This is a genomic window from Marmoricola sp. URHB0036, from assembly GCF_000426045.1.
GTDB lineage: Bacteria > Actinomycetota > Actinomycetes > Propionibacteriales > Nocardioidaceae > Marmoricola.
Map to the genome: position 1 here is coordinate 198,930 of NZ_AUEP01000008.1, position 12,192 is coordinate 211,121.

Here is a 12,192-nt window from a genome sequence, read left to right on the forward strand (position 1 = left end):
GACGGCCAGAACCCTGAACCTCCACTGGTGGTTCAGGGTTACCTCGGAGAAAGGAGAGGCACGAGATGCCCTATTGCTCGCAGTGCGGGAGTCAGAACTCCGACAACGCCCGTTTCTGCTCGCAGTGCGGTACCCCGCTGGCTCCTCCCACCGAACCCGAGGGCGAGCAGGTCCCCGACGACGCCACCGCGACGATCACCTTCGGGGCACCGGCCAAGGCCGCTGACGCCGACGAGCGCACCTCGCTGAACGCCGCCGACGCGGCCGCTGTCGACGCGCTCCCTGCCGGCAGCGCGCTGCTGGTCGTCCAGCGTGGTCCCGGCGCCGGCAGCCGCTACCTGCTCGACACGCAGCTCTCCACCGTGGGCCGGCACCCCGAGAGCGACATCTTCCTCGACGACATCACCGTCTCCCGGCGACACGTCGAGTTCCGCCGCGAGGACGACACCTTCCGGGTGCACGACGTGGGCAGCCTCAACGGCACCTACCTCAACGGCGACCGGGTCGACGACGCCGAGCTGCAGAACGGCGACGAGGTCCGCATCGGCAAGTTCCGCCTGATCTTCTTCGCCAGCGACGCGAAGGGCAACTGACCCGTGCGTGAGGCGGCCCGAATCACCATCGGGCAGGCCGTCGCCGACCTCAAGGCGGAGTTCCCGGACGTCGACATCAAGGAGTCGAAGATCCGGCACCTGGAGAACGAAGGGCTCGTCGAGCCCGAGCGGACTCCGTCGGGCTACCGCAAGTACTCCGTGCAGGACATGGAGAAGCTGCGCTACATCATCCGGGCCCAGCGGGAGCACTTCCTGCCGCTCCGGGTCATCCGGGAGCACCTCGATGCCCTCGACCGTGGTCTGGAGCCGCCTGCGCTGAGCGGGGCGCCGAGCATCCCCGGCTCGTTGATGGCCAACCCGGCCCCGGGTGCCGAGTCCCTGCTCTCCCACTCGGCCGACGTCCGCATCTCGCGGCGAGAGCTGATCAAGACGGCCGAGATCACCGAGGAGCTGCTCGACCAGCTCGAGAACTTCGGTCTGGTGCGCACCCGCACCGGTTCCAAGCACTACGACGCCGACGCGCTCGTGATCGCCAAGGTGGCGGGGGAGATGGCGGCGTACGGCCTCGAGCCCCGGCACCTGCGCGCCTTCCGGACCGCCGCCGAGCGCGAGGTGGGACTGGTCGAGCAGGTCGTCTCACCGATCCGGCGCAGCCGTGAGGACGGCGCGGAGGGACGAGCCGCCCAGACGATGGACGAGATGGCGGTGCTCTCGATCCGGCTGCACGCCGCCCTGGTCAAGTCCGGGCTGCGCTCCTTGCGCTGAGCCCGACCTCGTGGCGGGCCTCAGTGGGCGCCGTGCAGGTTCAGCACGACCACGCCGACGATGATGAGGGTCAACGCGAGCACCTTGGTCAGGTCCCACGACTCACCCAGCAGTACGACGCCGACGACTGCGATCGCCGCCGTGCCGAGCCCGGCCCAGATGGCGTAGGCGACCGAGACAGGGACCTGGCGCACCACGATGGCCAGCATCCAGATGGAGACGGCGTAGCCGATCAGCACGATCGTGGTCCAGAACGGGTCGTGGAAGCCGTCGGCGCGGGGGAGCGCAGCGGTCGCCCCCACCTCGATGCCGATCGCCAGCAGCAGCACTGCCATCGCCAGACCCATGTCGTCCACGTCCTCGAAGCTCTCTGTGTAGCGTTCGCTACAAAGACAAATGTAGCACTCGCTACACTGAGGGAATGAGTGATCGTCGGCATGATCTGGCGGAGGCGGCCACGGACTACGTCCTCGAGCACGGCCTGCTCGACCTGAGCCTGCGCCCGCTGGCAGCGGCCCTCGGCACCAGCGACCGGATGCTGCTCTACCACTTCAAGGACAAGCTCGACCTGGTCGCGACGGTGCTCAACGTCTCCAACGCCCGCTCGGTGCGGGGGATCCGTGAGCTCAGGCCGTCGCGTGACGTGCGCCAGGCCGTGGTCGACCTGTGGGGCGTGGTCAGCCAGCCCGAGCAGGCACGCTGCCAGCGGTTGTACGTCGAGGCCGCGGCTCTCGGAGTCCTCGGGGCAGAGCCATTCGCGACCGTGGTGGGGGAGGCCAACGAGGAGTGGCTCGGCGCCCTCGCGGACCACCTCGTGTCCTCCGGGATGCGGACCTCCGACGCGGGCCGCGCCGCCCGCTTGGTGGAGGCGGCGTTCATGGGCTTCCAACTCGACGAACCCCTCGAGCCGGCGATGCAGATCAGGCGCAGCATCGGTGATCTTGCCGACGCCGTCGCGGCTGTTTGGTCCGAGTAGGCTGGCCGTATGCGCGAGGTCGAGGTCGTCGGGGTCCGGGTCGAGATGCCCTCCAACCAGCCCATCGTGCTGCTGCGCGAGCTGATGGGGGAGCGTTACCTCCCCATCTGGATCGGCGCCGTCGAGGCGACCGCGATCGCGTTCGCCCAGCAGGGGGTGGTGCCGCCGCGGCCCCTGACCCATGACCTGCTGCGCGACATCCTCGAGGCCACCGGCAACGAGGTCTCCGAGATCCGGATCACCGAGATGCGCGACAACGTCTTCTACGCCCAGCTGGTGCTCGCCTCCGGCGTCGAGGTCAGCGCCCGACCGTCGGACTCGATCGCCCTCGCGCTGCGCACCGGCTCGCGGATCGTGTGCTCGGAGGAGCTGCTCGACGACGCCGGGATCGTCGTACCCGACGAGCAGGAGGACGAGGTGGAGCGGTTCCGCGAGTTCCTCGACCACGTCTCACCCGAGGACTTCGACGAGGGCCAGAAGTGACCCCGGAGGCGTTCCTTCACCTTCAAGTGAAACTTTAAGGTTGAGCGACACGCCGCAGCGCTCTTTGACCAACCCTCGAACAGAGGTCTACCTTCGAACTGTCTTCGCTGTAACTCCACGGCTGGTATTCCGTTCCTGAGCCCCAGGTCCTCGGTCACCGGCCACCCTTCCCGGGGGTTACGGTCAGTGGAGGAACTTCGGAGGTAGCAGTGGCGATCAAGGACCAGCCGCATGACGAGCAGGCGGTGCTGGACGCAGCGCACGACGCCGACGAGCAGGGTCTGCTCTTCGACGACGACGTCTCCCCGTTGCCCAACGACCTCGGCTACCGCGGACCCACGGCCTGCAACGCCGCCGGCATCACCTATCGCCAGCTCGACTACTGGGCCCGCACCGGCCTGGTCGAGCCGACGGTGCGCGGTGCGACCGGCTCCGGCACCCAGCGCCTCTACAGCTTCCGCGACATCTTGATCCTCAAGATCATCAAGCGACTGCTCGACGCCGGCATCTCGCTCCAGCAGATCCGCACCGCCGTCTCGCACCTGCGCGCTCGCGGCACCGACGACCTGACCCGCGTCACCCTGATGAGTGACGGCGCCAGCGTCTACGAGTGCACCAGCAACGACGAGGTCATCGACCTGCTCCAGGGTGGCCAGGGCGTCTTCGGCATCGCCATCGGTGGGGTCTGGCGCGAGATCGAGGGGTCGCTGGCCGACCTGCCCTCGGAGCGCACCGCCGAGGCCGAGGAAGCGCACGAGAGCGACGAGCTCGCCGCGCGTCGCAAGGCGCGGCTCACCGGCTGATCACGCCGCACTGGTAGTTTTGGCCGTGCTGACCAACCCTGTGCGGGAGAGTCCCCGGTAGATCCATCCGGGGCGCCGAAGGGGCAACTCCTCCCACCAACCTCTCAGGCTCACGGACCGCACAGGCTGGCACTCAGGAGCAACGACGACGTTGTGACTGAGGGGAGGCGCACTCACCGATGCATCGGTGGCTCGCCTCACGACCAGGAGTGACATGTCAGACCAGAATCTCGCGGACGATCTGCAGCCACGCCCCTTCAGCCAGCGGCACATCGGGCCCGATGACCACCAGGTCACCGAGATGCTCAAGGCGCTCGGCCTCAGCAGCCTCGAGGCGTTGATGGACGACGCCGTCCCGGGCCGGATCCGGTCCGACGGTCTCGCGCTGCCGCCTGCCGCCTCGGAGCGGGCCGCTGCCGCCGAGCTGCGCCAGCTGGCGGCGATGAACAACCCGCTGGTCGCGATGATCGGTCTCGGCTACCACGGCACCGTCACCCCGCCCGTCGTACGACGCAACGTGCTCGAGGACCCGTCCTGGTACACCGCGTACACCCCGTACCAGCCCGAGATCAGCCAGGGCCGGCTCGAGGCACTGCTGAACTTCCAGACGATGGTGGCCGACCTCACCGGCCTGCCGACCTCCAACGCCTCTCTGCTCGACGAGGGCACCGCGGCGGCCGAGGCGATGACGCTGGTGCGGCGTGCCAACAAGGCCGACGGACCGTTCGTGGTCGACGCCGACGCACTCCCGCAGACCATCGAGGTGGTGCGCACCCGGGCCGAGGCGATGGGCATCGAGGTGCTGGTCGCCGACCTGGTCGACGGACTTCCCGAGGGCAACCTCTCCGGCGTGCTGGTGCAGTACCCCGGCGCGTCCGGTCGCCTGCTCGACCCTCGTGCTGTCATCGACGAGACGCACGCCCGCGGCGGGCTGGCCGTGGTGGCCGCCGACCTCCTCGCCCTGACCCTGCTGGAGTCGCCAGGCACGTTCGGGGCCGATGTGGCGGTCGGGTCCTCCCAGCGCTTCGGCGTCCCCCTCTTCTACGGCGGACCGCACGCCGGCTTCATGGCGGTGCGGTCCGGGCTGGAGCGGCACCTCCCCGGTCGGCTGGTCGGCGTCTCGGTCGACTCGGCCGGACGACCGGCGTACCGCCTCTCGCTGCAGACCCGCGAGCAGCACATCCGCCGTGACCGGGCCACGTCCAACATCTGCACCGCCCAGGTGCTGCTGGCCGTGGTCGCCTCGATGTACGCCGTCTACCACGGACCCGACGGCCTCCGGCAGATCGCCGGAGCGACCCACCACCACGCGCACCGACTGGCGGCGCTGCTGCGTGAGGGCGGCGTCGAGGTCGTGCACGCCGACTTCTTCGACACCGTGCTGGCGCGCGTCCCCGGCCGGGCCGCCGAGGTGGTCGCCGCCGCCCGCGAGGCCGGCATCCACCTGCGACTGGTCGACGAGGACCACGTCGGGGTGACCACGTCGGAGACCACCGACGCCGACGTCGTCGACATCGTGGCCATCTCCTTCGGAGTCGCGATCGACGACGTCACCGTGCAGGCGACGCTCCCCGCCGAGCTGCGTCGTACGACGGACTTCATGACCCACGAGGTGTTCAACACCCATCGCTCCGAGACCTCGATGCTGCGCTACCTGCGCCGCCTCTCCGCCCGCGACTACGCCCTGGACCGCGGGATGATCCCGCTCGGCTCCTGCACCATGAAGCTGAACGCAACCACCGAGATGGAGCCGGTCAGCCTGCCCGGCTTCGCCGACCTGCACCCGTTCGCCCCGGCCGAGGACGCACTCGGCTACCGCACCCTCATCGACCAGCTCGAGTCGTGGCTGGCGAACGTCACCGGCTACGACCACGTCTCGCTGCAGCCCAACGCCGGGTCGCAGGGTGAGCTGGCCGGGCTGCTCGCGATCCGGGGCTACCACCAGGCCAACGGCGAGGGCGAGCGGCGGGTCTGCCTGATCCCGTCGTCGGCCCACGGCACCAACGCCGCCTCGGCCGTGATGGCCGGGATGAAGGTGGTCGTGGTGAAGTCGGCCGAGGACGGCTCGGTCGACATGGATGACCTGCGCCAGCAGTGCGAGGACCACCGCGACGACCTCGCCGCGATCATGGTCACCTACCCCTCGACGCACGGCGCCTACGAGGACACCATCTCCGAGCTGTGCCAGACCGTGCACGACGCCGGCGGGCAGGTCTACGTCGACGGGGCCAACCTGAACGCGCTGCTCGGCTACGCCAAGCCCGGCGAGTTCGGTGGCGACGTGTCGCACCTCAACCTGCACAAGACGTTCTGCATCCCGCACGGCGGTGGCGGTCCGGGCGTCGGTCCGGTCGGTGTGCGCGAGCACCTCGCGCCGTACCTCCCCTCGCACGGGATGCACCCCGAACCCGAGAAGCGCACCGGCATCGGTCCGATCAGCGCGGCGCCGTACGGCTCGGCCGGGATCCTGCCGATCTCGTGGGCCTACGTGCGGCTGATGGGTGGCGACGGCCTGACCGACGCGACGGCCGTGGCGGTGCTCGCAGCGAACTACGTCGCCGAGCGGCTGCAGGACCACTACCCGGTGCTCTACCGGGGTCACCACGACCGGGTCGCGCACGAGTGCATCCTCGACCTGCGCGGCCTGACCAAGTCGAGCGGGGTGACTGTCGACGACGTCGCGAAGCGGTTGGTCGACTACGGGTTCCACGCCCCGACCATGAGCTTCCCGGTCGCCGGCACGCTGATGGTGGAGCCGACCGAGAGCGAGGACCTCGGCGAGCTCGACCGCTTCTGCGACGCGATGATCGCCATCCGCGACGAGATCCGTCGGGTCGAGGCGGGGGAGTGGACCCCGGAGAACTCGCCGTTGCGCGGCGCTCCGCACACCGCCGCCTCGGTGATCACCGGGACCGAGGAGCGCGCCTACTCCGCCGAGGTCGCGGTGTTCCCGGCCGGTCCCGACCCGGACAAGTACTGGCCGCCGGTCGGGCGGATCGACCAGGCCTACGGCGACCGCAACCTGTTCTGTGCCTGCCCCCCGGTCGAGGCCTTTTCTTGAGCAAGGCCGAGCACTACCAGGCCGTCCTCGACCGCTACCAGTCCGACCGTCGTCTGCCGTCCGTCGTCGCGGGCGTGCTCGACGGGCCCGAGCTGAGCTGGTCGGGCTCGGCCGGAGCGCCGACGACGACGGACACGCAGTACCGGATCGGCTCGATCACCAAGGTGATGACCGCGGTGCTGGTGATGCAGTGCCGCGACGACGGCCTGCTCGACCTCGACGACCGGATCGGACGGCACGTCCCGGAGACGGGGTACGCTGACGCGACGGTGCGCTCGCTGCTGGCCCACGTCTCGGGGATGCAGAGCGAACCAGTCGGTCCGTGGTGGGAGCGTTCGCCGGGAGTCTCCGTCGAGACACTGCTCGCGGCCAACGACGGCTCGGGCGCGGTGTTCGCGCCGGGGGAGCAGTGGCACTACAGCAACCTCGGGTTCGGACTGCTGGGCGAGACGGTGGCCCGGCTCCGGGGAGCGCCCTGGTTCGACCTGGTCGAGCAGCGGATCCTCGAGCCACTAGGGATGACGCGCACGTCGTACCTCCCCGAGGAGCCGTACGCCCGCGGCCTGAGCGTGCACCACCTCGCCAACACCCTCACACCGGAGCCGCTGCAGGACACCGGCGCCATGGCGCCGGCCGGCCAGCTGTGGAGCACGGTCGAGGACCTGGCCAGGTTCGGCGCCTTCCTCTCCTTGGGGAACCCCCCGGTGCTGGCCGACCAGACCCTCACCGAGATGCGCGAGGCGGTGCCGCCAGCGATCGACTACGGGCTCGGCATCCGTCTGGTGCCGTACGCCGGCGGCGTGCTCTCCGGGCACACCGGCTCGATGCCGGGCTTCCAGGCGACCCTGTTCGTCGACCCGCTCGCCCATCTCGGGGTGGTCGCGCTCACCAACGCGACGACCGGCTTCTCCGGCAGCGAGCTGGCGCTGGCGCTGCTGGGCGACCACACACCGACCCCGGTCGCGCCCTGGCAGCCGACCGAGACGCTGCCGGAGTGGGCACGCGAGCTACTCGGCTACTGGCACTGGGGCAACACGGCCTTCGAGGTGCGCTGGCAAGGTGAGCAGCTCGAGTTCCGCGACCTCTCGATGGGTGGCGTCGTCGAGGAACAGTTCGAGCTGCGCGGCGATCGCATCGTCGGTGTCGCCGGCTACCACCACGGCGAGACCCTGCACGTCGTACGCCGGGAGGACGGGTCGATCGACCACCTCGAGTGCGCCACGTTCGTCTACACCCGGGAGCCCTACCCCGACGGTCCGTGACCGGCATCTGCGGTCACCCGGCCGGGACGAAGCCCTTGGTGCGCTCGCCGGCGATCTTGTACTGACCGTCCTGGAAGCTCAGGTCGAGCACGGTCGGACCGGGGCCGTTCTTGAAGTTGTCGAAGTGCACCTGGTAGCTGACCGAGAGGTTCTCGGGGTTGGCGGAGATGTCGAGCACCCGGCCGTTGGTGGCGCTGTCCCAGAAGCGGCGATAGGTCTCCAGACCTCCGCTCTCGCGCTTGAATTCGGGCGTGAGCATCTTCCAGGAGGTGTCGGGGTCCTCCGACACCGCGGCGACGTAGTCACGGATGAAGGACTCCATCCCGGCAGCGGTCGGCTTGGTCGCCGCTGCCTGGGTGGAGGGGCCGGACGACGGCTGCTTGGAGGGCGGGTTGGCGGTGTCGTCCTTGGGCGTGTCGTTGTTCAGCACCGCGAACAGGACCCCGGCCAGGACCAGGGCCACCAGGACGGCGGCGCCGGCCAGCAGCAGCCTCGTCGGAGGTCGTCGACGTTCGGCGGGTGTGACCGGCGGGGCGACGACGCTGATCACCTGGGTCGCGTCCTGGTCCTGTTCCGGGGGCGAGCTGAGGAAGTCGCGGACCTGCGCCATCGACCAGCGCTGGGACGGGTCCTTGACCAGGGTCGCCTCGAGGAGTGGCGCGAGGGAGCCGGCTTCGGGCAGCCGGGGCGGATCCTCGTTGACGATGCGGTAGAGGGTGCCCATGACGTTGTCGCCGACGTCGTACGGCGGCCGCCCCGACAGCACGTAGAAGAGGGTGGCGCCCAGCGACCACACGTCACCGGACTGGTCGCCACGGCCACCGGTGACCACCTCGGGTGCGAGGTACGCCGGCGACCCGGTGAGCAGACCGGTCTGGGTGAGGGATGCGTCTGCCTCGATCCGGGCGATGCCGAAGTCGGTGAGCTTCAGGTTCCAGCTGCGGTCGACGAGGATGTTGGACGGCTTCACGTCCCGGTGCAGGATGCCCGCGGCGTGTGCGGCGACGAGCGCGTCGGCCACCTGTCGGAGCAGCGGCGCCGCCACGTCGGGGGAGAGCGGTCCGCCCCGTCGGATGATCTGGGCGAGCGTGGTGCCGTCGACGTACTCCATCACCAACCAGCGGGCGTCGCTCTCGTCGTCGGCGACGAAGTCGAAGACCGAGACCACGTGGGGGTGGTTGAGCCGGGCGCTCAGCCGGGCCTCGCGCTCGGCCCGCGCCAGGTCGGCCTTGTCGGCACCGGGCAGCAGCCCGATCCGCTTGAGCGCCACCTGCCGCCCGAGCACCTCGTCACGTCCGAGCCACACGGCGCCCATGCCGCCTCGTCCGATCTCACGGTCGAGCGAGTACCTGCCTGCGATCATCGACTAGAGCGCCTGGCTGACCGAGCTCATGTTGAAGTCGGGGACGCGCAGGGCCGGCGTGGCGGTGCGGGAGAAGAAGTCCTCGCCCCACTCGCGGGAGAAGCTCGGAACCGTCTCGGAGGCGTGGGTGTAGCGCCGCAGGAGGTCGATCGGGCTCTCGTTGTAGCGGAAGTTGTTGACGGCACCGGTGATCTCGCCACCCTCCACCCGGTAGACGCCGTCACGGGTCAGGCCGGTGAGGAGCAGCGTCTGGGGGTCGACCTCGCGGATGTACCACAGGCAGGTCAGCAGCAGGCCGTCGTCGACCCCGGCGACGAGGTCGGCCTCGGTGCCGGTGCCGGTGGCGATGTCGAGGGCGAGGTTGTCCACGCCGGGGGTGGCGGCTGCACCCGTGGCCGCTGCGTTGTGACGAGTCTGGATCAGGGAGGTGAGCCGCCCGTCCTTGATCCAGTCGGTGGGTCCGGTGGGCAGCCCGTTGTCGTAGACGCTGCTGCGGTCCGAGGATCCGCTGGCGATGACGAACGGGGCGCACTCGCGGCCGGGGTACGACGGGTCGGAGTAGAACCGCACGCCCTCGCTCACCATCTGCTCGCCGATGCGGGTGCCACCGCCCGGCTTGGAGAACACCGTGCGGCCGTCGTCGGCGTTGCGGGCGCTCATCTCGAAGTAGGCGTAGGCGACCATGTCGGCCACGCAGGTGGGGGAGAGGACCGTGTCGTAGCGACCGGCGGGCAGGTCGATCCGTCGCTCGCCCCAGCCGAGGCGTGTGGTCAGGTCGGCCGCCATCTGCGCGGCGTCGACGTCGGCGAAGTCCCTGGTGGCGCCACCGACCCAGGCGCTGTTGGTCAGCTCGGCGTTCTTGCCGGTGCAGCCGTAGTGCCCCGTGGGCTGCACGTGTCGCAGGCGTAGCCCGGTCGAGGAGCCGAGGTAGGTGGTGGCGACCTCGTGGAACACGAACCCGTAGAGGATGCGCTTCTCGGCGTCGGCCTGCTTGAACGCCTCGCCGAGCTTGGCCGCGAAGCCGTCGAAGACCTGGATCGAGGTCTCGCCCGACGGGTCGTCCCAGTCCGCGGCGACGTCGCCGGTGACCAGCTCGGCCTTGTCCTCGGCCGGGTCGGCCAGGCGGGCAGCGCGGTCGGCGCTCTCGACGAGGGCGGTCACCTGCTCGGGAGAGGCGGCGGTCCCGCTGACCGATGCGTTCCCCGCTCCCTGGAACGCGATCACGGTGACGTCGATCGAGTGCATCACCCCGTTGGTGGTCAGGGTGTTGTTGGCCCAGCGCAGGTTGGCGCTGGTGCTGTCGTTCACGATCACGATGCACTGCTCGGAGGTGGAGGTCGCCAGCGCGTGCTCGACGAGACCCTGTGGTCGGCCGTTGCCGGTCAGAAGTGCCATCAGGCCGTGCCCTCCTCGTTGGTGTTCAGGATTCGGATGCCGCGGAACAGCGATGTCGGGGCACCGTGGCTGACCGCCGCCACCTGCCCCGGCTGGGCCTTGCCGCAGTTCATCGCGCCGCCGAGCTCGTAGGTCTGCGGTCCGCCGACCGCCTCCATCGCCCCCCAGAAGTCGGTGGTCGTCGCTTGGTAGGCGAAGTCGCGCACCTGACCCTTCAGCTCGCCGTTCTCGATGGCGTAGGCACGCTGGCCGGTGAACTGGAAGTTGTAGCGCTGCATGTCGATCGACCACGACTTGTCCCCGAGGATGTGCAGCCCGCGCTCCACCTGGCTGATCAGGCCGGCGGTGTCGGGCCCGCCGGGCGCCGGTTGCAGCGAGACGTTGGCCATCCGCTGGATCGGGATGTGGCCGGGGGAGTCGCCGAACGCGCAGCCGTTGGACCGACCGCCGTTCAGCTCGGCGCCGTAGGTGTGCGCCATCGAGCGGTCGAGCTGGTAGCCGACGAGTACACCGTCCTTGATGATGTCCCACTCCTGCGCGGCGACCCCCTCGTCGTCGTACCCCACCGTGGAGAGGCCGTGGGGCGTGGTGCGGTCGCCGGTGACGTGCATGACGGGGGAGCCGTACTGCAGCGTGTTCAGCTTGTCGTACGTCGCGAACGAGGTGCCGGCGTAGTTGGCCTCGTAGCCGAGGGCCCGGTCGAGCTCGGTGGCGTGGCCGATCGACTCGTGGATGGTCAGCCACAGGTTGGACGGGTGGATGACGAGGTCGTAGGTGCCGGCCTCGACGCTGGGGGCCGCCAGCTTCTCGCGCAGGAGCTCGGGCAGCTGGGCTCGCTCGGCGGCGAAGTCGAAGGTGTCCCCGGTGAGGTACTCCCAGCCCCGGGCGACCGGAGCCGCCAAGGTGCGCATCGAGTCGAAGACGCCGGTGGAGGGGTCGGCACCGTGCACCTCGACCACGGGCTCGACCCGGACCCGCTGCTGGGCGATCGAGGAGCCGGCGAGGTCGGCGTAGTACTTGTTCTCCTGCACCTGCTGGACATAGCCGGTCGCGTGGTCGACGCCGTCGGCGGCGAGCAGCTCGCTCGTCCAGCCGGCGAGGAGCGCGGTCTTCTCGGACAGTGGGACGTCGAACGGGTTCACGTCGTACGCCGAGACCCAGCTGGCGTCCGCGTGCACCGGCTCGGGAGCGAGCTCGACCCGTCGACTGGTCATCTTGGCCGCCACCCTGGCCACGGTGACGGCGGTCTCGGCGACCGTGACCGCCTCGGACTCCGTCAGCGCCACGCCCGATGCGAAGCCCCACGCGCCGTCGAGGATCACCCGCACCGCGAAACCGAGGTCCTCCGCGTCCTGGGCGCCCTCGAGGGCGCCGTCGCGGACCGAGAAGAACTGGTAGCGGTTGCGCTCGAAGCGGAAGTCGGCGTGGCTGACCCCGAAGTCGCGGGCCCGCTCCAGGGCGACCTGGCCGAGCCGCTTGTACGGCAGCGCCAGGAACGTCGGATCGATCTCGTGCTGTGCCATGCGAACG

General features: G+C 69.9%; 11 protein-coding genes and 1 riboswitch. Of the genes, 7 read left to right on the forward strand and 4 right to left on the reverse strand.

The features are described from left to right. Positions 1–65: 65 nt before the first annotated feature. Positions 66–593: an FHA domain-containing protein gene (locus H976_RS0110560; protein ID WP_027861516.1), complete on the forward strand. Its 528-nt coding sequence runs from the start codon at positions 66–68 to the stop codon at positions 591–593. A 3-nt stretch (positions 594–596) separates the two neighbouring features. Beyond that, positions 597–1,319: a MerR family transcriptional regulator gene (locus H976_RS0110565; protein ID WP_027861517.1), complete on the forward strand. Its 723-nt coding sequence runs from the start codon at positions 597–599 to the stop codon at positions 1,317–1,319. A 20-nt stretch (positions 1,320–1,339) separates the two neighbouring features. Here the strand turns inward: H976_RS0110565 and H976_RS0110570 are convergent, their stop codons facing one another. Next, positions 1,340–1,666 (reverse strand): multidrug efflux SMR transporter, encoded by a 327-nt coding sequence (locus tag H976_RS0110570; protein ID WP_231388866.1) that lies wholly within the window; start codon positions 1,664–1,666, stop codon positions 1,340–1,342. Between the two features lie 74 nt (positions 1,667–1,740). Between H976_RS0110570 and H976_RS0110575 the strand changes: the two genes are divergently transcribed. The 5 genes from H976_RS0110575 (at position 1,741) to H976_RS0110595 (ending at position 7,904) form a co-directional block, all read left to right on the forward strand. Beyond that, positions 1,741–2,295, forward strand: coding sequence for a TetR/AcrR family transcriptional regulator (locus H976_RS0110575; protein ID WP_027861519.1), 555 nt, complete (start codon positions 1,741–1,743; stop codon positions 2,293–2,295). Positions 2,296–2,304: 9 nt separating this feature from the next. After that, positions 2,305–2,778, forward strand: coding sequence for a bifunctional nuclease family protein (locus tag H976_RS0110580; RefSeq protein ID WP_027861520.1), 474 nt, complete (start codon positions 2,305–2,307; stop codon positions 2,776–2,778). 215 nt (positions 2,779–2,993) lie between these two features. Continuing rightward, entirely contained in the window at positions 2,994–3,581 is a 588-nt protein-coding gene (locus H976_RS25705) for a MerR family transcriptional regulator (protein ID WP_051276676.1), read from the forward strand. A gap of 33 nt (positions 3,582–3,614) precedes the next feature. Further along, a riboswitch (glycine riboswitch) is annotated at positions 3,615–3,711 on the forward strand. A gap of 84 nt (positions 3,712–3,795) precedes the next feature. Then, positions 3,796–6,642 carry an aminomethyl-transferring glycine dehydrogenase gene (gene gcvP / locus H976_RS0110590; protein ID WP_027861521.1) on the forward strand — a complete coding sequence of 949 codons (2,847 nt, stop codon included), beginning with the start codon at positions 3,796–3,798 and terminating at the stop codon, positions 6,640–6,642. Next, positions 6,639–7,904, forward strand: a complete 1,266-nt coding sequence (locus H976_RS0110595; RefSeq protein WP_027861522.1) for a serine hydrolase — start codon at positions 6,639–6,641, stop codon at positions 7,902–7,904. The genes gcvP and H976_RS0110595 overlap by 4 nt, the downstream gene beginning before the upstream one ends. A gap of 13 nt (positions 7,905–7,917) precedes the next feature. On the opposite strand, the gene H976_RS28745 is transcribed toward H976_RS0110595, so the two are convergent. From H976_RS28745 to H976_RS0110610, 3 genes are read right to left on the reverse strand one after another with little or no spacing between them, the layout of a single operon-like run. Beyond that, positions 7,918–9,267, reverse strand: a complete 1,350-nt coding sequence (locus H976_RS28745) for a serine/threonine-protein kinase (protein WP_051276657.1) — start codon at positions 9,265–9,267, stop codon at positions 7,918–7,920. Between the two features lie 3 nt (positions 9,268–9,270). Next, positions 9,271–10,662, reverse strand: a complete 1,392-nt coding sequence (locus H976_RS0110605; protein ID WP_036225782.1) for a metallopeptidase TldD-related protein — start codon at positions 10,660–10,662, stop codon at positions 9,271–9,273. Then, positions 10,662–12,185, reverse strand: coding sequence for a TldD/PmbA family protein (locus H976_RS0110610; protein ID WP_036225784.1), 1,524 nt, complete (start codon positions 12,183–12,185; stop codon positions 10,662–10,664). The genes H976_RS0110605 and H976_RS0110610 overlap by 1 nt, the downstream gene beginning before the upstream one ends. Positions 12,186–12,192 lie beyond the last annotated feature (7 nt).

Bases quoted from the DNA above. Each gene is read 5' to 3' on its own strand.
- H976_RS0110575 (WP_027861519.1), top strand. From the start codon at position 1,741: ATGAGTGATCGTCGGCATGATCTGGCGGAGGCGGCCACGGACTACGTC.
- H976_RS0110560 (WP_027861516.1), top strand. From the start codon at position 66: ATGCCCTATTGCTCGCAGTGCGGGAGTCAGAACTCCGACAACGCCCGT.
- H976_RS28745 (WP_051276657.1), bottom strand. From the start codon at position 9,267: ATGATCGCAGGCAGGTACTCGCTCGACCGTGAGATCGGACGAGGCGGC.
- gcvP (WP_027861521.1), top strand. From the start codon at position 3,796: ATGTCAGACCAGAATCTCGCGGACGATCTGCAGCCACGCCCCTTCAGC.
- H976_RS0110580 (WP_027861520.1), top strand. From the start codon at position 2,305: ATGCGCGAGGTCGAGGTCGTCGGGGTCCGGGTCGAGATGCCCTCCAAC.
- H976_RS0110605 (WP_036225782.1), bottom strand. From the start codon at position 10,662: ATGGCACTTCTGACCGGCAACGGCCGACCACAGGGTCTCGTCGAGCAC.
- H976_RS0110570 (WP_231388866.1), bottom strand. From the start codon at position 1,666: ATGGGTCTGGCGATGGCAGTGCTGCTGCTGGCGATCGGCATCGAGGTG.
- H976_RS0110610 (WP_036225784.1), bottom strand. From the start codon at position 12,185: ATGGCACAGCACGAGATCGATCCGACGTTCCTGGCGCTGCCGTACAAG.